Raw genomic sequence first — 25,449 nt, 5'->3', positions numbered from 1 at the left:
CCTAATTATCCTTAATATCCCTGTGTCTTACTGCCACTTTATAACCCTTTTTCCGCAAAAACTCTCCCAGCCAGTTGGCTAACGTAACTGAACGGTGCATTCCCCCGGTACAGCCAATGGCGATTAATAAAGTAGCCTTGCCTTCTTTAATGTAATGGGGAATTAGGTACTCAATCATCTGAGAAAACTTTTCTTTAAACTCCGTGGTAACTTCTGAACTGCAGACATACTGCTGTACCCGGGGATCGTTGCCGGTAAGTTGCCGCAGTTCCGGTACATAGTGGGGATTAGGTAAAAATCGTACATCCATAACTAAATCTGCATCTAAGGGAATGCCGTTTTTGTAGCCAAAAGACATCACGGTAATAAAGAGTTCGTTGGTACCCCTGCTTTCGCCATAAATACTGCAGATTTCTTTTTTCAGCTGTTGTTCCGTCATGTTGGATGTATCGATAATTTTGTTGGCCAGACCACGCAGTTCCTTCATCCGCTTGCGTTCTTCCCTGATATCCTCCAGTATTTCTCCCCCGGAAAGAGGGTGCCGGCGGCGGGAAGCTTTATACCTTCTAACCAGTGTTTCATCAGAAGCCTCTAAAAACAGTATTTCATAATTAATGCCTCTGTGAGCTAAATCTCGCAGCACATCAAAAACGGTGTTAAAGAATTCCCCGCCACGAATATCAATTACCAAGGCAATTTTTTTAATTGAAGATTGCTCACACAGCTCGCTAAATTTGGGAATTAAGGTCGGCGGTAAGTTATCCACCACAAAAAATCCCAAATCTTCAAAACTACGTATAGCAGTGGTCTTACCTGCCCCCGATAATCCGGAAATAATTACAAATCTGGGAACCATCACTATTCGCTCCTAAATTATTTATTTAAAATTGTTACTTATAACAAGGTGAAAGTGCTATTGCTATCGTTCCCATTGCACCGGCCTTAGTACCTAATACTGCGGGTACTACACGGGTGTTGCTTAAAGAACGATGCAGCGCCCTGGCACGCAGCTCATTTTCTAACGTGGGCCAAATCAACTCTTTGTTCTGCATTACCCCGCCGCCCAGCACAAGCAGCGGCGGATTAAAGATATTAATAACGTTGGCAATACCAATACCTAATGCCCGCGCAGCTCCAACCAGTATTGCCCTGGCCTCAGAATCACCCCTTGCTGCCGCCTGGGCCACCGCCTTGGCGTTAACCGCTTCTTTTCTTCTGCCGGCAGCCTGCCACACCGCACTGCCTTCGCCTCTTTCCAGCAGTTCCAATGCGGCCTTAGCAATGGCCGTTCCTGACGCCAAAGCCTCCAAGCAGCCCACTCTGCCGCAGGTGCACAGCGGGCCGTCAGGCATAATTGTCATATGCCCAAATTCCCCGGCATTGCCCGATGCACCGTGATATATCTTTCCCCCGATAATCACGCCGCCGCCAATACCGGTGCTCACCGTCAGGTAAACCAAATCACAGGCATTGTTGCCGGCACCGAAGACATACTCACCCAGTGCCGCGGCATTAGCATCGTTTTCTACGTATACCGGTACCCGCAGCCTTTCCTGCAAAGCGGCTTTAAGGGGTACATTGTGCCAGCCCAAATTGTTAGAAAAGTACACAATGCCGTTTTCAATATCCAGATCCGGCCCGGGAACACCGATTGCCACACTTAACAAACCTGCCGGATTTACCCCTGCCTGCTGCTGCACCGCTGATATACTGTTGATAATTCTCTCGATTACTTTCTCCGGGCCCTCTGCCGCCCCGGTAGGCACTTTTATTTCCGCCCGTACATAACCGGACATATCTGCTAAAACGGTAAGTATTTTTGTGCCCCCAAGATCTACACCAACCACATAACGCGCAACCATAAAACCCTCCAAAGAAATCGGTCTATTTAACTAATATGCCCATTAATCCGGCTGCTCTTCCAAAACCAGTTTTTCCAATATATAGGCTACGCCGTCCTGATCGTTGGTCGGAGCAATATAATCCGCCAATGCCTTAATTTCATCCCGGGCGTTGCCCATTGCCACTGCGGTGCCGGCATACTGCAACATTTCAATATCGTTTTTGGAATCGCCGATAGCCATTACCTGCTCCCGACTGATGCCCATACTTTCTGCCAGCAGTGCCAAGGCTTCCCCTTTAGTTGCCTTAGGATGAGAAAACTCTAAAAAATACGGCTTGGAGCTGGTGATATGCAACTTATCGCCGTAACGGGGTTTCATTTTTTCTTCCAAAGCACTAATATCTTCTTCAGCGGCAATCACTACTATTTTTGTGGTCGGTTGGTTTAAAAAATCCAACAAATTGCCCACCGGCTTAACATCTACCCGACAGACCCGCGCATAATCCTCCGCTTCACGAGTAATTTTTTCTACATAAAGCTGATCATCAACATAAATGTTAATGTGATAACCATATTCTTTAACCTCGGCAATCACCTGCCGGGCCAACTCCAAAGGAACCGCCCGATGCAGTATTACTTCTTCGGTAAGGGCATTTTTTATCAGTGCCCCCTGATAGGTGATCAACGGCAGGTTGATTTCCAATTCTTTGGCATAAGGCTGCACCGAGCGAAACATGCGCCCGGTTGAAAAAGTAAAGTGAATACCCCTTTCCCTTACTCTGCGGATGGCTTTCTTATTCCGCTCGGAAATGCTAAATTTGCTGTTTAAAAGCGTGTCATCCATATCCACGGCAATCAGTTTATATTTACTCAACCACTAATCCTCCCCTAATTCTTTTCCTCGGCAAAAAAATTATATACCGCTTCTGCCGCCTTGCGGTTCATACCGGGCACTTGCTCCAACTCATGCAGTTCGGCCTTTTTGATGCCCTCTATCGTTTTAAATGCCTTCAGTAATGCCTTTCTGCGCACCGGCCCGATTCCCTCTATTTCATCCAATAAGGATTTTAAATTTCGCTTAGTACGCAGTTTGCGGTGATAATTTACCGCAAAGCGGTGGGCCTCATCCCGCAGTCGCTGTAGCAAATACAAAGCCTGCGAGTCCCGGGGCAGGATAATCGGTTCGCCGGTGCCTTCAGCAAACAAAAGTTCCTCTTTCTCGGCCAAAGCAAAGGTAGGAATATCGTCCACCCCCAGTGCTCGCATCGCTGCCCGGGCTGCAGATAATTGCCCTTTGCCACCGTCAATAATTACCAAATCGGGCAGCCGGTTAAACTTTGCTTCAATGCTGGAAATTTGCCCGCTGCGCAGCAACTGCTGTTCCTCCAATCCCCGGGAAAAACGCCGGCTGATTACCTCTTTCATAGAAGCAAAATCATCAGGCCCTTCTACCGTGCGAATTTTAAAGCGCCGATACTGGTCTTTACGCGGTTTGCCTTCCTCAAACACCACCATGGAGGCAACCGCTTCCGCCCCTTGAATATTAGAAATATCAAAACATTCCATGCGGTAGGGAGCTTTCGTTAACCCCAAATACTTGACCAAATCACCCATTGCTTCATCCGCCTTGCCTGCATCAAAGGCACTTTCCTGCTCAATTTCCTGCAGCACCAGCAATGCGTTTTTAGCCACCATCTCTACCAGCTTGGCCTTTTCTCCCCTTTGCGGGGTTTTTACAATTGCTTTCGAGCCCCTTTTTTGGGTCAGCCAGCTGGCTATTAAATCCGCCTCTTCACCGATATCTTCCGAGAGCAATACCTCCCGGGGAATAAATTCCACCTGGTTGTAATACTGTTTTAAAAAACCGGCCATTACCTCTCCGCGGCTTAAACCATCCGTGTTTTTCAAAAGGTAGTGCTCCCGGCCTATAAGCTTGCCGCCGCGCACAAAAAACACCATCACACATACTTCGTTTTCTCCGCGGGCAAGGGCAATTACGTCTTTATCCGTCAGTTCTTCAGACACAACTTTTTGCCGTTCCAGCACTTTTTTTACCGCCTGCAGTTGGTCACGCAGTTCCGCCGCCTTTTCAAATTCCAATTTTTCAGCAGCTTGATGCATGCGTTGTTCCAAACTTTTTATTAAGTCCTCCTGCCGGCCTTCCAAAAACAAAATGATTTCATTAATCGTCTGGCGATACTGTTTCTTATCTACATTTTTTGTACAAGGTGCATAACAGCGGTTGATATGATAGTTTAAACAGGGCCTGCTGCGCGAGGCAAACTCCCGCGGAGAACAAGTGCGAAAGGGGAACAAGCGCTTTAACAGCCTAATGGTTTCATTCATCGCCCCTACCTGCGTATAAGGTCCAAAGTAGCGCGAGCCGTCCTTAACTAACCGCCGGGTGGTTAACACCCGGGGGTAGTCTTCAGCCAGTGTCACTTTTATATAAGGATATGTTTTATCGTCCTTAAGCAGCACGTTATATCGCGGGCGATGCTCCTTAATTAAGTTGCACTCCAAAATCAACGCTTCGACCTCGGAGTCGGTAACGATATATTCTAAGTCCGCTGCCTTTTCCAACATCAAACGTGTTTTTGGCAGCTGCTGCCCACTAAAATATGAACGCACCCGGTTTTTTAAAGAAACCGCCTTCCCTACGTAAATAACTTTTCCGCTGTCATCGCGAAACATATAAACACCGGGCTTAGCGGGAATATGCTGGAGTTTATTTTCAATATTATTCAAAGGGATCCCCCCTCTGTTTATTCTATACGGAAATAAAAATTTACCAAAACTGATTGACAAAATTATATCACAAAGATAAATTTATAATTACGGTAAATAACTGGTTAGTTACTTAGGCAAAGGAGGAACCGCATGACTACTGTCAACCGCAATGCCGAAGAATCAAAGCAGCGCATATTAAAAGCCGCCCGGCAAATTTTTGCCACCAAAGGGCTGGACGGTGCCCGGGTGGACGATATAGCCGCGCTGGCGCAAATTAACAAACGCATGATCTATCATTACTTTCAGAATAAAGAAGGCTTGTACCTAGAAGTGTTGCGCCAATACTGCCAAAAGATTCTCCAAGACGGGGAAAGGGGGCTGGAGCTTAAAGGAAGCCCGGTAGACAAAGCGGCGCAAGTAATTCGCCACTATTTTTATTTTTTGGCAGAGAATCCCGACTTTGTGCAACTGGTTAACTGGGAAACCCTTCACGACGGCCGCTTTTCCAGACAAATACTTCCCGAGATCTTTCAGGCCACACTGCCCCGATTAGAGGGCGTACTGAAAGAAGGGGTAAAACAAGGCTTATTCCGCAAAGATTTAGATATTCGTCATCTGACCATCAGTATTGCTGCCATGTGTATGGTTTATTTTTACAGGCGGGACGCATATAACTCTTTATGGGAAAAAGACTTAATGCATCCTGAGATGTTGGAAGAGCGACTGCAGCATATTTTAGATTTTACCTTTAACGGTATCATCAACCATCATCACGAGGCAAATAACTGCTAGGAGTTGAATGCTATGTCGGAAAACGCGCTAAAAAATGTCAGTAACCAAAAGAAATTAACTTTGTTAGTATTTCTGGCTTTAATTATTGTTACCGCTCTGATCTTTTTTGGCTATTTTTATCAAAACAGCATCACTACCGCGGAAGAAAAAGAAGCTTTAACCGCCACCGGAACAATCGAAGCAAAAAGTGTCATGGCATCATTTAAAGTGGCCGGCCGCATTAGCACACTGTATGTTGAAGAAGGAAGCAAGGTGGAGAAAGATCAAAAACTGGCAGAGTTGGAAAACAGTCAGCTGGCAGCGAAATTAACCCAAGCGCAAGGTGCCTATCAAGCTGCCCTTTCTCAGGCTGAAGAAGCAGAGAAGGCCATTGCCTTAACCGAACAGCAAATTGCCGCTACCATAGCACGGTTAGAAGCTAAAGTTGCCCAAGCAGAGGTAAACTTAAATGATGCCAAGCAGCTATACGACCGCATGAAAGTTTTGCACGAAAGCGAAGCGATTTCCGACAGTGAGTTTGAAAAGGCCCAAAACGGCTATGAAGCGGCCCAACAGCAACTTAAAGAAGCACAGGCTGCCCTCGATGAAGCCATAGCTTCAAAAATTAAAGTCCAAGTTGCCCAATCCCAGTATCAGGCTGCTTTGGGGCAAAGTGAGCAAGCCAAAGGAGCACTGGAAGAGGCACAGGCCTATATGAACGATACCCTGTTGAAATCTCCTATTTCCGGATACATCACCCAATTATTTCTGGAAGAAGGAGAAATGGTTAATGCCGGCACTCCGGTATTTGAAATTACCGATCTTGCCCATCCTTATGTAAAAGTATATATCAGTGAACGCAAAATCGGCCGGGTACGTTTAAACCAGCCGGTAGAAGTAAAGGTAGATGCCTATCCCAATAAAACATTTAAGGGAAAAGTGGTATGGATTAATGATGCCGGCGAGTTTGCCGTTAAAAAAGCCGTCAGCGACCAGCACGAACACGATCTGCGCAGCTTTGAAGTTAAAATTGAGCTGCCTAACCCGGATTTACTTTTAAAAGTAGGCATGACAGCAACGGTAAAAATATTGGAAGGGGCTGAATGAAAATGCAGCCGCTGATCCTTGTTCAAGATCTGATTCAGAAAATTGGACGTAAAACGGTTTTAAACGGCGTAACTTTTACCGTAGCCAAAGGGGAATGTTTTGGTATTTTCGGCACTCGCGGTCAAGGCAAAACATCGCTTTTACATATTCTTGCCGGCATTGATCACTTTACATCAGGAAGCGTATTGATAGACGGGCTGAATGTGAAAAAAAGTGAAGCTTTTAAAAAGAAACTTGGTTTAGTCACCCAAGAGCCCAGCTTGTTTAAAGAACTAAACGTCATGGAAAACCTTGATTTTATTGCCACTATGAAAAACGCCGACAAAACCGCCATTCCGCATTTAATTGAAAATTTTGCCCTAACTAACTATCTTAAGCAACCGGTATCCCGGCTGGATGCCGGTGTTTACCAACGATTGTCCTTGGCCTGCGCCCTGCTCAATCAACCGGAAATTCTCATCGTCGATGAGTTAATTAACGACGTCGACATATATTCGCAGAAAATATTAATGCAGGCCGCAAAAAAATTTTTGTCTGACGGAGGAACAGTGATCTGGGGATTCAGCAACCCGCAGTACTTCCGGCACATGGACAAGGTAGCCTGGTTAGAAGAGGGACAACTCAAAGTTTACCCCCCGGAAGAAGCGCAGCAAAAGTGGTTAAGTGGTGAAAGCAATGCTTAATCAGTACCTAAGTATTATGTACCGGGAACTTAAATATCTGTGGCGGGACAAAGGGCTAAGATATATTATTTTACTCGGTACTTTTATCGGGGTATTTTTGTTTTGCGGCATCTACAGCGCGCAAGTAATTAAAGAAATCCCCACCGCCGTTGTCGACTTGGATCGCACCGCAAGCAGCCGTGATGCGGTCGACAAACTGCAGCATGCTGAAAACCTCAAGCTGGTAGCCGCTCCGGAAAGTTATCGTGAACTTAAAGAAATGGTAGATTCCGGAGAGGTAATGGTGGGCATCATTATTCCGGAAAACTTCGGCCGCGATGTGGCGTTAAATCGGCAAACCAAAGTTTATACCATCATTGACGGCAGCAACATCATTTACGCTACCAATGCCAGCAACGCCATCATGGCCGTTACCGGTACTATCAGTGCGGATATCGGCATAAAAAACCTTTTATCTCAGGGCACACAATACCGGGAGGCGCAGGAAGCCTATCTGGGAGTTACATTTCAAGAAGAAGCCTGGTTTAACCCCACTTTAAACTATGCCTATTTTTTAGTGCTGGCCTTAATTTTAAACATCTGGCAACAGTGCTGCACGCTGGTTTCCTGTATGACCGTTATCGGCGAAACCGGCGCAAAAAGCTGGTTGCAGTGGCGGGCGATCGGTTTCCCCAGGCGCAAACTCTTCATCAGTAAAGCTGTCCTTCACATCGCTGTTTTTATGCTGATCGTTCTGCCGGTTTATTTGCTGATGTTTGGGCTGCTTAAAATGCCCCTGTCTATGGGCTTTGGTGCCCTGCTGGCACTTACTTTTGTTTTTGCCATATCCCTGCACAGTGTAGGTACCTTTGCCTCCAGCTTTTCTCACAACGCCGTCGATGCCACCAGATTCGGCATGATTATAGCGCTGCCATCTTTTGTGGTATCCGGCTATACCTGGCCGCTGGAATCAATGCCGGGCTTAATTCAAACCGCAGCCAAATGCATTCCGCAAACCTGGTTTTTCCAGGGCCTTAATTACGTTGTCTTTAAAGACCCGGGTTGGACGTTTCTTTTTCAGTATTTATTAGCCATGGCAGCCATTGCCGTAATCTGCTATACATTAGCCGCCCTGATTACTCTCAGAAACAGTTAGGGGGAAAGAAGGTTGAAGCAAGTACTAAACATTGCTTATTATGAAATACTTCATATTTTTAGAGATAAGCTATTGTTTTTAATTGTTTTTGTTGTCCCCCTGCTTTATGCCCTGCTTTTTGGCTTTGTTTACATGGCCGGAACGTTAAGCGACATCCCGCTGGCTATTGTCGATTTAGACGATTCACCCCTCAGCAGGGAAATTGTCACCGCCTTTAATAACCACCACAATTTTAAAACCATTACCGACATTACCGACTATGAGCAGCTGGAGAAAGCAATGAACGACGGAACGGTACGGGCAGGAGTGGTAATTCCGGAGGACTTTGCCTTAAAACTGTCCCAACACCGGCAAATCCCGGTGCTGACGGTTTACGACGGTTCCAACTTAGTGTGGGCGTTAAATATTCGCAAATACACTTTAGAAGTTATCAACGAGTTCAGCGCTAAAAACACCGCCGGCTATTTGGTGGGCTTAGGTTACAGCGAAGAAGAAGCAAAAAGCATTGTCAGCGGTGTAACCGGCGACATCCGCATTTGGTACAATCCCACCAATAATTACACTACTTTTTTATATCCGGGTTTATTGTTAATGATTGTTCACCAAATAGGCCTGTTAAGCATCAGCCTTTCGGTAACGCGAGAAAAAGAAAACAGAAGCTGGCTACAATATTTGTGCACCGCACTGCCCAAGTGGAAAATATTTGTTGGCAAATCACTGCCTTACTATATAGCTAACTTTTTTAACTATGCTTTGCTGCTGTGGGTCGGCACTGAATTTTTCAATATTAAAATCGTCGGTTCAACCGGTCTCCTGGTATTACTAGGGCTGCTTTACACCCTGATCATTACAGCGGTAGGGTTTTTTATTTCTACCATCGCCCCTAACTCATTGCAGGCCACCCGCTATATCATGCTGCTTTCTGTGCCCTTTTTTATGATTTCCGGCTTTACCTGGCCGCAAACACACATCCCGGAAGCATTTAATTTTCTGGCGCGCCTTTTGCCTTTCACCTGGATGTCGGAAGGCTATCGCTTGGTTACTTTGAAAGAGTTAGATTTTCATTACCTGCAGCCGACCGTTTTGGCCTTAACCGTAATGGCGGTACTTTCTATACTGCTGGCACTGTCATTTAAAAAACGGCGCGTCCCTCCGAAAAAGATCCGTTCATCAGTGAATTGTGGGTTAGATTATCCGAAGAGGGATAAGCCGTTTAGGTTGTTGTAGCCGGTAAGCTGACCCGCAAAGAACTGCGGTAAAAGCGCCTAGGCGCCTGCAAACGACATTGCTTTTAAAACGGGCAGGGTTGCTTCCCTGCCCTACAATATTGCCTCGCTGCTATCTTCATCCAACAATGTTAATGCCGCCTCGGCAGTTCTCTTTTTATCCCGCTCCAATATCGGTTTCAAAAACTGTTCGGTGTAGGATTGTTCTACCGCCGCAACCTCTTCCGGAGCACCGGTGGCTACTACATAGTGCCGTCAGTTCATATTAGCGGAACGGTCAAGACCGTTCCCTACACTCGGGTTCCGTAAGAGTTACATTAATAGTTGAATGAAAAAATTGGTTAAACGTTACATTTACGAAAAACGGGCAGGGTTGCTTCCCCGCCCATACTATATTGCCTCGCTGCTGTCTTCATCCAACAAGGCCAATGTCGCGGCAGTTCTTTTTTTATCCCGCTCCAACACCGGTTTCAAAAACTGCCCGGTGTAGGAATGTTCTACCGCCGCAACCTCTTCCGGGGTGCCGGTGGCTACAACATAGCCCCCCTTGTCGCCCCCCTCCGGGCCTAAATCAATAATATAATCGGCCGTTTTAATTACATCTAAATTGTGCTCAATCACCACTACCGTGCTGCCGTTTTCCACCAGGCGGTGCAGTACTTCCAACAGCCGGTGGATGTCTGCGGCATGCAGGCCGGTAGTCGGCTCATCTAAGATATACATTGTCCTGCCGTTAGAACGGCGGGAAAGTTCGGTGGCCAATTTAACCCGCTGTGCCTCTCCGCCGGAAAGCTCTGTTGCCGGTTGTCCCAGGCGAACATAACCCAAGCCCACATCTCTAAGTGTACACAGCTTATTGTAGATACGAGGAATATTTTTGAAAAATTCCACCGCCGTATCAACGGTCATATTTAACACATCGGCAATACTCTTTCCCTTATATTTAACTTCCAGCGTTTCCCGGTTGTAGCGTTTACCGCCGCACACTTCACAGGGCACATAAACATCCGGTAAAAAGTGCATTTCAATTTTAACAATTCCGTCTCCCTGGCAAGCCTCACAGCGACCGCCCTTAACATTAAAACTGAACCGGCCGGGCTTGTAGCCGCGCACTCTGGCCTCCGGCAGCTGGGCAAACAATTCCCTGATATCAGTAAATACACCGGTATAAGTAGCCGGGTTAGAGCGCGGCGTGCGGCCAATCGGGTCCTGATTGATATCAATGACCTTATCCAGGTTTTCAATCCCCAAAATATCTTTGCACTTGCCGGGACGGGTTTTAGCCCGGTGTAGCTGCTGCGCCAACCGCTTATACAGCACCTCATTAATCAGCGTACTCTTGCCCGAGCCGCTCACACCGGTAATACAGGTAAATACCCCCAACGGGATTCTTACGTTAATGTTTTTCAGGTTGTGCTCCTGAGCACCGACAATGGTAATTTCCTCCCCTTTCGGCTGACGGCGCTGTGCCGGCACCGGAATTACCTTGCGGCCGCTTAAATATTGACCGGTAATAGAATTTTCATTTTGCAAAATCTCCTGGGGAGTACCGGCCGCCACTACACGGCCGCCCTTTTCACCGGCACCCGGCCCGATGTCAATGACATAATCAGAAGCCAAAATAGTATCTTCATCGTGCTCTACCACAATCAAGGTGTTACCCATATCCCGCAATCTTTCCAGGGTTTTAATTAAGCGCATATTATCCCGCTGGTGCAAGCCAATGCTGGGCTCGTCCAGTATATACAATACACCCACCAATCCCGAGCCTATCTGGGTAGCCAACCTGATGCGCTGGGCCTCCCCACCGGAAAGCGTACCGGCACTTCGGTCTAACGTTAAGTAATCTAAACCCACATTTACCAAAAAGCCCAAGCGAGCCTTAATTTCCTTTAAGATTTGTTTAGCAATTACTTGTTCCCGCTCGCTCAGTTGCAGTTCCTGAAAAAACTTCTGCAGCTGTACTATCGTCATAGCGGTAACCTGGGTAATGTTTTTACCGCCAACCAATACCGACAGCGCCTCCGGTTTTAAGCGCGCACCTTTGCAGACCGGACAAGGTTTCTCGATAATGTATTTCTTTAAATTGTTGCGTATTCTGTTAGAATTGGTTTCTTTATACACACGGGTATAATTATTGATCACACCCTCATAAACAGCGTGATAATGGTGTTCGTTGCCAAACCGATCCCGATAGCTAAACTTAATCCGTTCTTTGCCGCTGCCGTAAAGGATGCGCTCTAAATCATTAGGATCCATTTCTTCTACCGGCACATCTAAACTAAAGCCATAATGTTCTGCCACCGCATTCATATAATTAATAGCGCTGTCACTTTTATACCAGCCAACAATGGCCCCTTCACTGATAGATTTTGTTTTATCGGGGATTAATAAGTCCGGATCTATTTCTTCTTTAATCCCCAATCCGGTGCAAGCCGGGCAGGCCCCGAAAGGGCTGTTGAAGGAAAACAAACGGGGAGTAATTTCAGGTATGCCGATGCCGCAGTCTACACAAGCAAAATTTTCACTGAATACCAACGGTGTACCGTCAATCACATCTACCATTACTACGCCTTTTCCGGCTTTCAAGGCGGTTTCCAGGGAATCGGCCAGCCGTTTTTCCACCCCCGGCCGTATTATCAAGCGGTCGACAACCACTTCAATGGTATGCTTTTTATTTTTCTCCAGTTTTATTTCTTCGGTTGCTTCCCGCACTTCCCCATCGACTCGTATACGGACGTAACCGCTTTTTCTGATTTCCTCTAAAAGCTTAACATGCTCACCCTTTTTGCCCCGCACTACCGGAGCAAGCAGCTGTATTCTCGTGCGCTCCGGCAGTTCCATCAGCCGGTCTACCATCTGCTGCACCGTCTGCCGGGTAATCGGTTTGCCGCACTGCGGACAATGGGGATGCCCCACCCGGGCAAACAACAGGCGCAGATAGTCGTATATCTCGGTCACCGTTCCCACCGTACTGCGGGGGTTATTACTGGTGGTTTTTTGATCAATAGAGATAGCCGGTGACAGCCCTTCAATATAATCAACGTCAGGCTTGTTCATCAGCCCTAAAAACTGGCGGGCATAGGCGGACAGCGATTCTACATAACGCCGCTGCCCCTCGGCATAAAGGGTGTCAAAAGCCAGTGAACTCTTCCCGGAACCGGAAAGGCCGGTAATTACTACTAATTTGTCACGTGGAATTTCAATGTCTATATTTTTTAGGTTATGAACTCTTGCGCCTTTAACCAAAATTTTGTTCCGCATGATTTCCTCCGTATTTTATAATTGCTCTAGCGGCTTAAGACCGCGCAGTTTCAGTCTCAACTCGAAAATTACATCCCGCAATTGTGCCGCTTCTTCAAATGCCAGCTCCCTGGCCTTTTGCTTCATCTCTTTCTCTAAATCAGCGATTAATTTCTTCAAATCTTTCTTGCTCATTTTATCTACCGGCTTATTGATATTGTATTTAGCCGGCGCTTCCGCCACCTTTGTGGCTTCAATTATATCACGCACCGCTTTGCGAACTGTTTGCGGCACAATGTTGTGCTCAGCGTTATAAGCAATTTGTTTTCGACGTCTTCTTTCCGTTTCATCAATCGCTTTGCGCATCGACATAGTAATCCGGTCGGCATACATAATTACCTTGCCCTCGGCATTACGTGCCGCCCGGCCAATAGTTTGGATCAGTGAACGTTCACTGCGCAAATAACCTTCTTTATCTGCATCTAAAATGGCCACTAAACTTACCTCAGGCAAGTCTAAGCCCTCACGCAGCAGGTTAATTCCTACCAGCACATCAAATTCACCTAAGCGCAAGTCGCGCAAAATTTCCATCCGTTCAATGGTGCCAATATCGGCATGCAAATAGCGCACTTTAACACCCATTTCACGAAAATAATCAGTTAAATCTTCTGCCATCTTTTTCGTCAACGTAGTAACCAGCACCCGCTCATCCCGCTCTACCCGCAATTGGATTTCAGCCAGCAAATCGTCAATTTGTCCTTTGGTCGGCCGCACGCTGATTTCCGGATCCACCAATCCGGTAGGCCGAATAATTTGTTCCACTATCTGCTCGCTGTGTTCCAACTCATAGGGGCCGGGTGTTGCCGAAACATAAATACATTGATTGACACGTTCGGCAAATTCCTCAAACTTCAGCGGGCGGTTATCCAGTGCTGAAGGCAGGCGAAAGCCGTGCTCCACCAAAGTAGTTTTGCGGGAATGGTCTCCTCGATACATCCCCCCTACCTGGGGTATCGCTACGTGTGATTCATCTACAATTAACAAAAAATCATCCGGAAAGAAGTCCAGCAAAGTATATGGCGGTTCACCCGGCGCACGGCCGGTAAGATGCCGGCTGTAGTTTTCAATACCGCTGCAGTAGCCCACTGCCCGCATCATTTCAATGTCATATTTGGTGCGCTGTTCCAGTCTTTGGGCTTCCAACAGCTTGCCCTGCTCTCGCAGTTCTTTCAAACGCTGCTGTAACTCCTCCTCAATAGACTGAATGGCTTTTTCTAATTTTTCACCGGAAGTAGCGTAGTGACTGGCCGGGAAAACCCATATATGATTGCGTTCGCCATAAATTTCACCGGTCAATACATCAAATTCTACTATGCGATCTATTTCATCACCAAACATTTCTACCCGTAATGCCTTTTCAGTAGCTGAGGCGGGAAAGATTTCAATCACATCACCGCGCACGCGAAAAGTACCACGGGTAAAATTAACATCGTTGCGATCATACTGAATATCTACCAACTTACGCAAAATGGCATCTCGATCGTAAGTGCCGCCTGTACGCAGTGACAGCACCAATTTTCGGTATTCATCCGGATTACCTAAACCGTAAATACAAGAAACACTGGCCACAACAATTACATCCCGCCGTTCAATCAGTGCACAAGTTGCGGAGTGGCGCAGCTTATCAATTTCATCATTAATACTGCTGTCTTTTTCAATGTAGGTATCGGTCTGCGGTATGTAGGCCTCCGGCTGGTAATAGTCAAAATAACTGACAAAATACTCTACCGCATTGTGGGGAAAAAACTCTTTAAACTCGCTGCACAGCTGAGCAGCCAGTGTTTTATTCGGCGCTAACACCAAGGTAGGCCGATTTACTTGCGCAATCACATTAGCCATCGTATATGTTTTGCCTGAACCGGTAACCCCCAAAAGCGTTTGGTGCTTCAGTCCCCTATTAAGCCCGTCAACCAGTTGGGCAATTGCCTTTGGCTGATCACCGCGTGGGCTATATTCTGAAACCAGTTGAAATTTGCCGCTCACTCCGTTTCACCTCCGCATAAGATGAGCGTTATCTAACAATTATTTAACCGAATTAATTATAGCATATAAGTCAAAAGGCAACTGTAAAGCCCCCACATTTATAGAAGAAATGCCGAACTCATTCCCGTTAGAGAAATAGTTACCCAGGAAAGCTATCATTGCATATTTGTGCGAAAATAGGGTTACACTCAAACAACCGATTTATCCTATCTTTAATTGCCCAAGGGGCAACTTTACGGGTTTCAAACATCTTGTTATCCCTTACTTTACCACAAACATATGTTCTGGTAAAGGATTAAGGAAAGCAAGATAAGTTTGAGCTTAAGTATTCTACAAGGAATTTGATAACCTAGGCCGGCAAATCAAAGACCGTTAGTTAGAGAAAGGAAAGAAAGGAACGGTCTTATGATGTGACTCCAAAGGTTAGACCTAAAAATCTAACGGGTCACATCACTTAACCGTTCCCTTTTACCATATCCGGACGGAAGGGTCAAGCCCCTTCCCGACGGTAATTTTACCCATGGGCTGTAGGGTTGAGTTCTATCCCTACCCGTTTCACTTATAGTAACCTTGCTTGTAGGCGGCCAAGGCATTTACCTTCGTAAAGAAAACTAAGCTTCCGACAAGCCCGTAGGGCGCAGGCGGAAGCGATAGTTTTCTTATACTATCATCCTTAGTTTATATGATAGTTAGATAGTACAAACACGCCGGCACATATACTTGAACGAGCTCCGCCGCCTCCGGGCGCCTGTGGAACTCGGAGCAAAGCTCCTCAAACAGTCCTCGGCGCTAATCCTCCGTTAGCAATGCTCTTTGAATTAGCCGGCTAATCGTTTGCCAAAAGGGGCCGGCATGGAAGCCGGCCCCTACAAATCAACCGATAATTTTACCTTTCGACTGTATAGGCAGGGTTATAACCCCGCCCCTTCTTGTAAATGTAACCTTAATTTAGCTTCCGCCACCCTGACCTCCTTGGCCTCCGCCGCCTTGGCCACCTTGGCCGCTTTGCTGCTGTTGCTCGCCGCCGGAATCACTTTCGATAGACTGCACCTGCCCGTCAATCTGCACTTCCACTACCTTACCGTCACTGGTAGTAATGCGCAGATTTGTTTTCTGCTGTCCTTGTTGGCCACCCTGCTGGCCTTGCTGTTGTTGCTGCTGCCCTTGCTGCCCCTGTTGTTGTCCTTGTTGCTGAGCCTGCTGTTGTTGCTGCTGTTGTCCCTGTTGCTGTTGACCGCCTTGCTGTTGTTCGCCTTTTGCTTCCATGCGATCCTGCAGCAAATAAATATTCTGCTGATGAACCAGGCGCGGCGGCACAATTTTTGCCGGCACGGTGTAATCACCGTTATCAATAATAGTATCGTATTGAAATGCTCTGCCCTCAGCCATTGTTTTCGCCGCATCGTAAGCCAGTTGGGCCAACATATCCGGACGGTTGTCCACTTCGGCATCATGATCACCGCCGGCAATTGCCTGTACCGCCTTAGGTGCACCGCCGGCACCGACAGTGATCACCCGGTGCTCCATGCCCGTTTGTTTTAGCACTTCTACCGCCGCCATGGCCAAATGGCTGTCATTGGCCAACACCGCATCAATGTCCGGATGTTCACTCAGTATTTGCTGCATCGTTGCCTTAGCCAGGTTTTCATCCCAGCGCGGGTGCGGTGCGGTTTGCAAAATATCAATGTTTTCAATGCCTTCCAATCCACTCTGTACCGCAGCGGTAATTTCCTTGGCCATTTGATCACCGCTGTCGCCCTGAAGCACTACTACTTTCATCGGCAAGCCGTTCTGCAGCGCCGCTGCCGCCTGCTGCTGAGGCGGAATAATCATCTGCTGCCGGCCGGCTTGTTGTTGACCGCCTTGTTGCTGATTGCCCTGCTGTTGACCACCTTGCTGCTGGCCACCTTGTTGCTGGCTGCCCTGTTGCTGCCCCTGCTGTTGTTGAGGCTGCTCTGGACTGATAATCACCTTACCCTGCTCCAACAGCTGCCGGCTTTGCTGCAGTAGCGTTTGCAAGTAGCGCACCTGCAGCTCACCGGTACGCCTGTGATCAGAGGTAATATAGGCATCAACCGGTGTGTTTTCCGGCAAGGTTTCCAAAGCAATCACTTTAATGTTGTTTTGCGCCAGTTGCTCAACCAAATGGGAGCCCACGGAAGGATCGGTCACTTGCAAAATTACTACCTTAACCTTCTCTTCAATTAGCTTTTGAATATCCTTTTGCTGCTGCACCGGATCTCCTTTAGCATCCATCCAGGTTATCTGAGCGCGATCCTTTTTCTTCGCCTGTTCAAACACCTGCTTAATAACCTGATTTCCGTCCCGCTGCATATCTGCCAGGCTGACCCCAATCTTCGGCCCCTGCTGAACAATTGGCTTCTTTTCCTTTTCACCCCAACAGCCGGTAAAAATCACAGCCAATACCAAAATTAAGCATACCATTAATTTTCTGTTTAGGCGGTGAAACATACTCTCACCTCTCATTAATCTCATTAATGGTATTATGCTTAATTTGGGCTTTTTTATCTTTTGTAAATTTTTCTTCATAAATCAGCTGTTTACCGGCATATGGTTAATTAGGAGGTGCCTCTATGTTTAATAAAATAATTAATCAATTTTTCGAACTGCTGGATTTTCTGTCTTACCTGTTTAAAAGAAAACAACTCCGGCCGAAAAAGCCAGAGTTGTTACAAATGATAGAAGAAGCCAAAGCAGACTGGCAGCTGGCATTACAGCATTTAAATATCTGTGATCGGGACATGATCGATTTCGCCATTCATGAATACCAAGCAAAAGAAAGGCGCTTTATGGCCTTATTGCAGCAGGCCCGTCGCGAAGGTATAACCGCTCCCTGGATATAATTAAAGCTTCTTGTATTCATCCCTGATTTTTTTAAAATCCTCCCACACCGGCCTTTTCTTACTGGCATCCCGCAGCAGTGCCGCCGGATGGTAGGTAGGCATGATTTTTACCCCACTTTTACTGATCAACCACTGACCGCGCATCTTGGTAATGCGGGCATCCGGTTTAATTAAATTTTGCAAAGCGGTACTGCCCAACAGCACAATAATTTTGGGATGAATGGTTTCAATTTGCTGCCACAGCCAAGGTAGACAAGCTGCGGCTTCTTTGCGGTTGGGCACGCGGTTATTGGGGGGACGGCATTTTACAACGTTGGCGATATACACATCTTCTCGTTTAATTTCAGCAGCCTGCAGTATTTTGTCCAACAACTGCCCAGCTGCACCCACAAAGGGCCGGCCTTGAAGATCCTCGTCTCTACCCGGTCCTTCGCCAATTAGCATTAACTTAGCCTGCGGATTTCCCTCACCAAACACTATATTTGTACGATTCTCAGCCAAAGAACAGCGCCGACAGCCTTCAATATTTTTTTTAATTTCATCTAAGGTCAACGTTATTCACCGCTTTCTAAAACATAATCAACTCAATTAAACATCAAAAATAATAATCCTGCCCAAGTATTACCTGTACTTATTATTTTTTGCATAAAAAGCATTAAATTTTAAAACAATAAAATAAAACAACAAGCCAGAACGGAGGTGTTCCCCATGGCAGATGTTAAAGAAAGAAAAGAAGTAAATTTAGGTACCTGGGCAACTTTTCAGCCCGGCTGGTGGGTGTTGCATATTATTAGCATTATAGTTGTCGGGTATTTAGGTTACTACATAATATCGGGCATGAGATAAATATTTATATTTTATGATAGACAATACAAAAGGAGGAACCAACATTGGCACTTAATTTTGATTTAAAACAAGTTACCGGCAGCTGGGAAGGCTGGAAGAGTTACTTGGGACAAGCAGTAGAGTTTGCCGAAGAACTGGGCCTATCGGAAGAACGCATTAACAGTTTAGCGGCCCAAGCGGGTTCTATACTGGCTGAATCGGTACCGCCCAGCAATCCGGAACAAAGAGTAATGAAAGAACTGTGGGAAGTCGCTAATCCGGAAGAACAACAAGTTATCGCTCGCTTGATGACTAAACTGGCCAAAAAGAGCAGATAAAATGTAATCTGTGGGCAAATAGCAATCCTGCCCTATTTAATTGAAGGGGTTGGTTCGATCCGCCAACCCCTTTGCTTAAAACACAACATTTCTTTGACAAAACGATGAGGAGGCCGTTCCTTATCGTTTTTTTAATTTCTTCAGATAGCGTTTTAAAATACCTTCCGTGGTAACCGACACAGTGTACCCTTCATTGCCCTCCGGAACGGTAATAATGCCGGACGGTCGGCCGGGAGTAATATTTAAGTGTTCTCGGCAGTACTTTTGTTCTTTGGCACTGATATAGCTTATTTCTATAATATTGGTGGTATCTTTAAGATAAAATTCTAACGTAGCACGGTTAGATACCGGCATTCCGTTGACCGTTAAAATTACATCGCCCGAACGTATTCCCGCCTTCCAGGCAACAGTGCCCGGTACAACATCAAGCACTTTTACCCCATCATCCGGGGGCACATAAATTGGCTGATTTGCTAACTCAATGCGCTTATTAATATTAATTACCGCTTCATGGCCAAGGGGCGAAAACAGTGCGGCAATCACAGCTGCAACGTAAGAATAATCAGCCCACACGGCCAATATCAGCAGTATAATACTGTATGTTGCCAGGTATTTAGCAGAAGACCGGGATTTTTCTTGCGGAGTACGGGCGGTTGCTATATCACCGTAACCTAAACCGGCCAGCACCGGAAAAAGCGCATAAAGCAGCATTTCCGGGTCACCCGCCACATCGGGCTTAATTAGCGGCCACCAGTCTGGCATGGATATACCCTCCGCCGGGTTGGACATATAGCCGATAACCACCAATACCAGCACCGGAATCGGCCAAAAGCGCTGCAGTACAAACCCACCGATTATTTTCTGCCGGCTCACCTTAATGTAGGCAGGCAGCGCTCCCATATGTCCGCTGAATAAAATCAATAAACTTTCAATAATGTGCAGGATGGCAATCAAAGCCAATACCTGCGGAACAGAGATATCCGGCCAGCCAAATATTAAACTCGATAAGGCCACTATTCCCCCGGCATAGGCAAAGCAAATAAACCGGGCATCAATGAGCATTAGCAAAATAGCCAGCGGCCAAAGATAACCCAAACCGGCACCGGAAAGGGTTAGCCCCACAAAAACCATTAACATACTGCCAATAATGCCGCCAATAAACCCAAATGCGGTTGCCAGCAGAGCATCATGCCACCATTGCCCGTAGTTAATCTTAAAAATCCTCTGCTTTTCTCTTTGCATCCGGCGGTATTGAAGGGCCACCACAGTAACCACTGCCAAAAAAAGCAGCGTAAATACCGGATCGGTAAAAGAGTAAATTAATTGTTTTATAATTAGCGAGAAAATGTCAAATATAGGAAACACTTTCACTTACCCTGCAATTTGTTTTTCTATTATTTCAACCGCTTTCTCCAGCTGAACATCGGAAGCGGCATTTTCCGGCATTTGCACCTTAACATCAGGTTGAATTCCTCGCTTATTAATATCATAACGATTTGGCGTTAAATAGCGGGCAGTAGTTAATTTTAAACCTGCTCCGTTGTCCAGGGGAAACAGGGTCTGCACAACACCTTTACCGAAGGTGGTAGTGCCGACAAGTTTACCTACACCGTGATCTTTAATTGCCCCGGCTAATATTTCCGCAGCACTGGCTGTATGTTCATTTTGCAACACAACCAGTGGCAGATTCAAGCTCAATTTGTCAGCCTTAAAGGTTTGGTCCCTGCCTGTCTTGTAGTCAATGTGCACAATCGGGCCTTCGGCAATAAATTGATCTGCCACCCGAACGGCAGCCTGCAATTCACCACCGGGATTGTTGCGCAAATCTAATATCAGCCCTTTAATTTTTTGCTTCTTCAACTTATCAAGGGTTTCAGACAATTCAACGGGAGTGTTCTCGGTAAATTGAGCCAGTAAAATATAGCCAATATCTTTGTTTTCCGGCAGTACTTTCCCTTCTACCGTAGGAAGCCTAATTTCCTCACGGACCAGCGTAAATTCCAGCGGCTGCGGCACGTGGTCTCTTTGGATCGTTAATTTAACCTTTGTGCCCACCGGTCCGCGCATTAAGCTAATTGCCGTATCCAGTCCCACACCTTTGACATCTTTGTTGTCAATATGGGTAATTATATCACCTTCTAATATTCCTGCCCTTTCAGCAGGGGTACCTTCATATGGGCGCACTACTTTCAAATATTCATCTTCAATGCCGACTAAAATTCCTAAGCCCCCAAAGGAACCATGTATTTGCTCGGTTAATTGTTTAAAAGTTTGCGGCTCAAGATAAGTGGAGTAAGGGTCATCCAATGATTCCACCAAACCCTTTACTGCACCTTCCACCATCGAATCGGTGTCTACCGTATGTAAATAATGAGTTTTAATTAAGGTAATTACCCTTACCAAATTGCCTAGATTATTGTAGTTTGTGGCCAGAGTAAAACCAACGTAACCCAAAAATAAAAAAACAACCAGCCCTAATACTGCCAGTAACTTTATTAACCCTCTGGCTCCGAAGATGTTTTTCCTCACCAAACACGTCACCTTTCTAACTGGGTTTTATACGTTATTATACTACAACACATTACCATTAATTACAACTAAAGCAACAGATAGCACAAATTCATATGTAATGAAAATATAAAAGGGCTTTATCAAAAGCCCTTTTTTACTGCAAATAATTCATCGGATTAACCGGATTGCCGTTTAATCTCACGGAAAAATCCAAGTGCGGACCGGTAGATAATCCGGTACTGCCTACTTTACCAATCACTTGCCCCTTAGTTACCTGCTGACCGTAACTAACCAGCTGCTCTGACAGATGGGCGTACAAGGTAGTGAGCCCGCCGCCGTGATCCACCATCACTACTTTACCGTAGCCCTGCATAGTAGTTACCGAAATTACCGTACCGCTTTGAGCGGCAACTACATTGGCACCGGTAGGGGCAGGAATATCAATACCGTTGTGCATGCGGTAGGTTTTTAGTATCGGGTGTAAACGATTGCCAAAGGGCGAGCTTATACTGTAATAACCGGGCACCGGCCAGGTAAAAGCCCCGCCCACATAGGCCTGTCCACTGCTGTTTTGCGCTGCTATTCGGCGCAGTATATCTTGTTCCTGCTGCTCCAACTGATCTAACTGGCGCTCAAATTGCTTTAAATCTTCTTCTGCAGCTTTTAATAATTCCATCCGCTCAGACTGACGGGATGCCAACTCCTGTCGGGCACGTTCTTGTTGCTGCCGCATTGCAGCCAGCTCTTTAACTTTAGCGGCTAAGTCATTTCTCTTTGCCTCAATCTGTTCTATTTTCTTAGCCACTTCATCCATTATTTCTTTATCTTGCGCTATCACTTTGTTTATTAACTCTACCCGATTGATGAAATCAAAAAAGCTTTGTGAGTCTAACAGCACCTCTAAATAGCTGATCTCGCCGGCATGCTGAATGCCCTTCAGCCGTTTCATCAACAGCTCGGTATACTCTTGCAATTCCCTTTCAGTTTCCTGCAATTCAGCTTCCGTTCTATCTAACTGCCTTTGAGTATTCTCAATCCGTTTATTCAGCTCGGCAAGCTCATTGGCCTTTTGGTTAATTTGCGCATTAAGGGCAGCTACCTGCTTGGTGTAGTCACGCACTTCACCTTTTTGCTCATTTATCTTCTGTTTAACCTGCTGTTGCTTCTGTTGAATTTGCTGCAGTTGGCTTCCCAAATCGGAAGAACCGCTGGCGGCGGTTACCGTGCCGATTAATAAACTTGCCGTTATTCCCAAAGCTAATATGCTCTTCCATAAACGAAAGCGCAACATCGGTCACCCCTATCAAACTCTTAAAAAGCGCCGCACTGATACGATACTGCCAAGGGCACCAATCAACACACCCAAGCCAAGCAGCATCCCAACCACAGCGGGGAGCACTTCAGCTTCAGTAACCACATTGAGGAAGGGAATGTTTGCCGCTAGTTGATTAACTAAGGCCATGTATCCAAAATGAACTACCGCTACAGCAATGGCCGCCCCAATCAACCCCAGCAGCATACCCTCGATTAAAAAGGGCGCCCGTACGTACCAGTTGGTCGCACCTAAATATTTCATAATGCTAATTTCATTCCGCCGTGCAAACACCGACATGCGAATGGTAGTGGCAATTAAAAACACGGCGGCAATGCCCAGCACCAACATTAAGCCAAAACTTATTATGCGCACCCAGTGGGTAATAAGCAACAGCTTCTCTACTGTGCCTTTGCCGTAGCGCACGGTCTCCACACCGGCCAGCTTTTCTAAGTTTTTGGCTATCGTTGGCACTTGGTTGGCATCAACGGCCTTCACCCGGTAAGCATCAGAAAGGGGGTTTTCCGGCAGGTTGTCCAGCACCCCTTTATTGTCGCCAAAACTTTCTTTCATACTCTGCAGAGCAGCATCTTTAGAAACAAACTGCTGTTCCGCCACACCGGGCATAGCCCTTATTTTTTTACCGATTTCGGTAATTTCATCCGCTTCTATGTCTTCTTCTAAAAACACACTAATTTCTAATTTAGATTCCAGATTGTCGGCTAAATAGTCAGCATTATAAACCAGCAGCACCGAAGAACCTAAAATAATCAATGATATTGTGACAATCGCAATGGATGCCAAAGTCATCCAACTGTTGCGAACCAGTGACAGCAATGCTTCCCGCCAGCAGTATACAAAGCTGCTAACGCGCAATTCCGCACACCTCTCCTTCATCGTCCCTGACAATTCTGCCTTTATCCATGCTGATTACCCGACAGTCCATGTTCCTTACAATATCCCAGGCGTGCGTTGCCATTAAAATAGTGGTACCGCTGCGGTTAATACTGGTAAACAAATCCATAATTTCTTTTGATGTATCAGGGTCGAGGTTGCCGGTGGGCTCATCCGCCAAAATGATAATCGGGTTATTGACAATGGCCCGGGCAATCCCCACCCGCTGCTGCTCACCGCCGGAAAGCTGCGCCGGGTAATGATGCGCCTTATCCAGCATTCCTACCTTTTGCAGCGCTGCCGGTACCGCCTTCCGTATGTGACGGCGGGAAGCACCGGTAACTTCCAAGGCAAAACTGACATTTTCCGCAGCCGTTTTATTGGGCAGCAAGCGAAAGTCCTGAAATACCATACCTATTTTCCTTCTTAAATGGGGCACTTCCCGCGGGCGCAGGCGCAATATATTTCTGCCGTTAAACAACACTTGACCCCGGGTAGGCAATACTTCCCGATAAATCATCTTTAACAGCGTAGTTTTACCTGCCCCGCTTTGTCCAACTAAAAAAACGAACTCCCCTTTGCGAATGCGTACCGTTATATCTGAAAGGGCTTTTACTCCGTTATCGTAAATCTTTGTTACGTTAAAAAATTGTATCACCGATCAAAAACCCTCCACCTTAAGCCAGCACTGTATATCCTTTCCGACAGAATATGTTAACTGCTTAGTTAGTTTTTTACATATAATGATTCCGTAATATAACATCTTTAACCCTTCGACACTTTAAACTAAATTCCTTTCCTATTAAGGTAATTTTTTGAAGTAAAATGTGGTAAATAAGAACGGTGCCGGGCACTTAAAGGAAAATTATAAAGGGCGTGTCGCTAAGCGAACACGCCCAATCCCTTTATCTACGCATTTTCTTTTCTATTACGTTAGCAACGGCTTCAACTATATGAGAGGCAGTCAAGCCAAAGTGTTCCAGCAATTCGGCGGGCTTGCCGGACTGGCCGAACTCATCGCGCACCCCTACTCTTTTTATCGGCACCGGATATAGTTCAGACAGGGTCTCTGCCACCGCACTGCCTAAACCGCCGATAATGCTGTGCTCTTCCGCTGTGACTATCGCACCGGTTTCCCGGGCCGCATCAACCACAGCGGCAATATCCAGCGGTTTAATGGTATGTACGTCCAATACCCGTACATAAATGCCTTCGCGAGCCATTATATCTGCCGCCTTCAAGGCTTCGCCCACCATTATGCCGGTGGCTATAATTGTTGCCGCATCGCCGTCCCGCAATTGCACCGCTTCGCCGGGGGTAAATTTAAAGTTCTGATCATGAATTACCGGCACTGCCGAACGCCCCAAGCGGATATACACCGGACCGTCAATTTCCACGGCCGCCCGAATGCAGGCATCGGTTTCAATGGCATCGGCAGGAACAAATATGGTAAAGCCGGGCAGCGCCCGCATAAGAGCAATGTCTTCAATTGACTGGTGCGAGCCGCCGTCCTCACCTACCGTTACTCCGGCATGGGTGGCGGCAATTTTTACGTTCAAGTGGGGACAAGCAATGCTGTTGCGCACCTGATCAAAAGCCCGCCCGGTGGCAAAAACCGCAAAGGTACTGCAAAAGGGTATTTTGCCGGCAGTGGCCAATCCGGCCGCGGTAGCCATCATATTTGCTTCAGCAATACCCATATTAAAAAACCGCTCGGGATAATGTTTACTAAAATCATAGGTTTTGGTTGATTTAGATAAATCAGCATCCAACACCACAATATTGGGATTTTCTTTACCGAGAGCTAACAGCGTTTCGCCGTAAGCTTCCCGGGTAGCAATCTTTTTTGTTTCCACGGTTCAATCCTCCAATATTAGATTTTAGAGTCGTCAATATTACCTTTGGCCTGTAGGGGCAGGATTCT

General features: G+C 46.4%; 22 protein-coding genes. 8 read left to right on the top strand and 14 right to left on the bottom strand.

Going from position 1 to position 25,449, the window contains the following annotated elements:
• Position 1: 1 nt before the first annotated feature.
• From rapZ to uvrC, 4 genes are read right to left on the bottom strand one after another with little or no spacing between them, the layout of a single operon-like run.
• Complete coding sequence (rapZ, locus tag ACZ5NG_RS00230; RefSeq protein ID WP_464252036.1) at positions 2-856, bottom strand: RNase adapter RapZ; 855 nt, start codon at positions 854-856, stop codon at positions 2-4.
• A gap of 34 nt (positions 857-890) precedes the next feature.
• Positions 891-1,862, bottom strand: coding sequence for an ROK family protein (locus ACZ5NG_RS00225; RefSeq protein WP_464252035.1), 972 nt, complete (start codon positions 1,860-1,862; stop codon positions 891-893).
• A gap of 42 nt (positions 1,863-1,904) precedes the next feature.
• Positions 1,905-2,717 (bottom strand): Cof-type HAD-IIB family hydrolase, encoded by an 813-nt coding sequence (locus tag ACZ5NG_RS00220; protein WP_464252034.1) that lies wholly within the window; start codon positions 2,715-2,717, stop codon positions 1,905-1,907.
• A gap of 14 nt (positions 2,718-2,731) precedes the next feature.
• A complete protein-coding gene (gene uvrC, locus ACZ5NG_RS00215; protein ID WP_464253074.1) occupies positions 2,732-4,537 on the bottom strand; it encodes an excinuclease ABC subunit UvrC in 1,806 nt (601 codons plus the stop codon).
• A gap of 186 nt (positions 4,538-4,723) precedes the next feature.
• On the opposite strand from uvrC, the gene ACZ5NG_RS00210 reads away from it, so the two are divergent.
• From ACZ5NG_RS00210 to ACZ5NG_RS00190, 5 genes are read left to right on the top strand one after another with little or no spacing between them, the layout of a single operon-like run.
• The gene (locus ACZ5NG_RS00210) at positions 4,724-5,365 is read left to right on the top strand and encodes a TetR/AcrR family transcriptional regulator (protein WP_464252033.1); all 642 of its coding nucleotides are present in this window, start codon (positions 4,724-4,726) and stop codon (positions 5,363-5,365) included.
• A gap of 12 nt (positions 5,366-5,377) precedes the next feature.
• The gene (locus ACZ5NG_RS00205; protein ID WP_464252032.1) at positions 5,378-6,451 is read left to right on the top strand and encodes an HlyD family secretion protein; all 1,074 of its coding nucleotides are present in this window, start codon (positions 5,378-5,380) and stop codon (positions 6,449-6,451) included.
• A 2-nt stretch (positions 6,452-6,453) separates the two neighbouring features.
• Positions 6,454-7,134 (top strand): ATP-binding cassette domain-containing protein, encoded by a 681-nt coding sequence (locus tag ACZ5NG_RS00200; protein ID WP_464252031.1) that lies wholly within the window; start codon positions 6,454-6,456, stop codon positions 7,132-7,134.
• A complete protein-coding gene (locus tag ACZ5NG_RS00195; protein WP_464253073.1) occupies positions 7,127-8,269 on the top strand; it encodes an ABC transporter permease in 1,143 nt (380 codons plus the stop codon). Before ACZ5NG_RS00200 ends, ACZ5NG_RS00195 begins: the two co-directional genes overlap by 8 nt.
• Positions 8,270-8,281: 12 nt before the next feature.
• A complete protein-coding gene (locus ACZ5NG_RS00190; RefSeq protein WP_464252030.1) occupies positions 8,282-9,496 on the top strand; it encodes an ABC transporter permease in 1,215 nt (404 codons plus the stop codon).
• Positions 9,497-9,885: 389 nt separating this feature from the next.
• Here ACZ5NG_RS00190 and uvrA read toward each other — a convergent pair whose 3' ends face one another.
• The 3 genes from uvrA to ACZ5NG_RS00175 form a co-directional block, all read right to left on the bottom strand.
• On the bottom strand, positions 9,886-12,759 hold the full coding sequence (gene uvrA, locus ACZ5NG_RS00185) for an excinuclease ABC subunit UvrA (RefSeq protein WP_464252029.1): 2,874 nt from the start codon (positions 12,757-12,759) through the stop codon (positions 9,886-9,888).
• 15 nt (positions 12,760-12,774) lie between these two features.
• Positions 12,775-14,781, bottom strand: coding sequence for an excinuclease ABC subunit UvrB (gene uvrB, locus ACZ5NG_RS00180; RefSeq protein ID WP_464252028.1), 2,007 nt, complete (start codon positions 14,779-14,781; stop codon positions 12,775-12,777).
• 948 nt (positions 14,782-15,729) lie between these two features.
• Positions 15,730-17,253, bottom strand: coding sequence for a sugar ABC transporter substrate-binding protein (locus ACZ5NG_RS00175; RefSeq protein ID WP_464252027.1), 1,524 nt, complete (start codon positions 17,251-17,253; stop codon positions 15,730-15,732).
• A 122-nt stretch (positions 17,254-17,375) separates the two neighbouring features.
• Here ACZ5NG_RS00175 and ACZ5NG_RS00170 point away from each other — a divergent pair, with 122 nt between their 5' ends.
• Entirely contained in the window at positions 17,376-17,645 is a 270-nt protein-coding gene (locus tag ACZ5NG_RS00170) for a DUF2508 family protein (protein ID WP_464252026.1), read from the top strand.
• Here the strand turns inward: ACZ5NG_RS00170 and ACZ5NG_RS00165 are convergent, their stop codons facing one another.
• Positions 17,646-18,197, bottom strand: a complete 552-nt coding sequence (locus ACZ5NG_RS00165) for a uracil-DNA glycosylase (RefSeq protein WP_464252025.1) — start codon at positions 18,195-18,197, stop codon at positions 17,646-17,648. It lies immediately after the preceding gene.
• A 156-nt stretch (positions 18,198-18,353) separates the two neighbouring features.
• On the opposite strand from ACZ5NG_RS00165, the gene ACZ5NG_RS00160 reads away from it, so the two are divergent.
• Both ACZ5NG_RS00160 and ACZ5NG_RS00155 read left to right on the top strand, forming a co-directional pair.
• Positions 18,354-18,491, top strand: coding sequence for a hypothetical protein (locus ACZ5NG_RS00160; RefSeq protein WP_464252024.1), 138 nt, complete (start codon positions 18,354-18,356; stop codon positions 18,489-18,491).
• A gap of 44 nt (positions 18,492-18,535) precedes the next feature.
• Positions 18,536-18,808 (top strand): DUF3243 family protein, encoded by a 273-nt coding sequence (locus ACZ5NG_RS00155; RefSeq protein ID WP_464252023.1) that lies wholly within the window; start codon positions 18,536-18,538, stop codon positions 18,806-18,808.
• A gap of 120 nt (positions 18,809-18,928) precedes the next feature.
• Here the strand turns inward: ACZ5NG_RS00155 and ACZ5NG_RS00150 are convergent, their stop codons facing one another.
• The 6 genes from ACZ5NG_RS00150 to ACZ5NG_RS00125 form a co-directional block, all read right to left on the bottom strand.
• Complete coding sequence (locus ACZ5NG_RS00150) at positions 18,929-20,173, bottom strand: PDZ domain-containing protein (RefSeq protein ID WP_464252022.1); 1,245 nt, start codon at positions 20,171-20,173, stop codon at positions 18,929-18,931.
• A 6-nt stretch (positions 20,174-20,179) separates the two neighbouring features.
• The gene (locus ACZ5NG_RS00145; protein ID WP_464252021.1) at positions 20,180-21,337 is read right to left on the bottom strand and encodes a S41 family peptidase; all 1,158 of its coding nucleotides are present in this window, start codon (positions 21,335-21,337) and stop codon (positions 20,180-20,182) included.
• 136 nt (positions 21,338-21,473) lie between these two features.
• The gene (locus tag ACZ5NG_RS00140) at positions 21,474-22,610 is read right to left on the bottom strand and encodes a murein hydrolase activator EnvC family protein (RefSeq protein WP_464252020.1); all 1,137 of its coding nucleotides are present in this window, start codon (positions 22,608-22,610) and stop codon (positions 21,474-21,476) included.
• A 12-nt stretch (positions 22,611-22,622) separates the two neighbouring features.
• Positions 22,623-23,507, bottom strand: coding sequence for a permease-like cell division protein FtsX (gene ftsX / locus ACZ5NG_RS00135; protein ID WP_464252019.1), 885 nt, complete (start codon positions 23,505-23,507; stop codon positions 22,623-22,625).
• Positions 23,497-24,183 (bottom strand): cell division ATP-binding protein FtsE, encoded by a 687-nt coding sequence (gene ftsE / locus ACZ5NG_RS00130; RefSeq protein WP_464252018.1) that lies wholly within the window; start codon positions 24,181-24,183, stop codon positions 23,497-23,499. The genes ftsX and ftsE overlap by 11 nt, the downstream gene beginning before the upstream one ends.
• A 247-nt stretch (positions 24,184-24,430) precedes the next feature.
• Positions 24,431-25,381, bottom strand: coding sequence for a transketolase family protein (locus ACZ5NG_RS00125; protein ID WP_464252017.1), 951 nt, complete (start codon positions 25,379-25,381; stop codon positions 24,431-24,433).
• Between the last annotated feature and the right edge of the window lie 68 nt (positions 25,382-25,449).

It is taken from the genome of Desulfovectis peckii (assembly GCF_055391705.1).
Note: the sequence above shows the minus strand (reverse complement) of the source record. Positions and strands in the feature narration are given on the sequence as shown.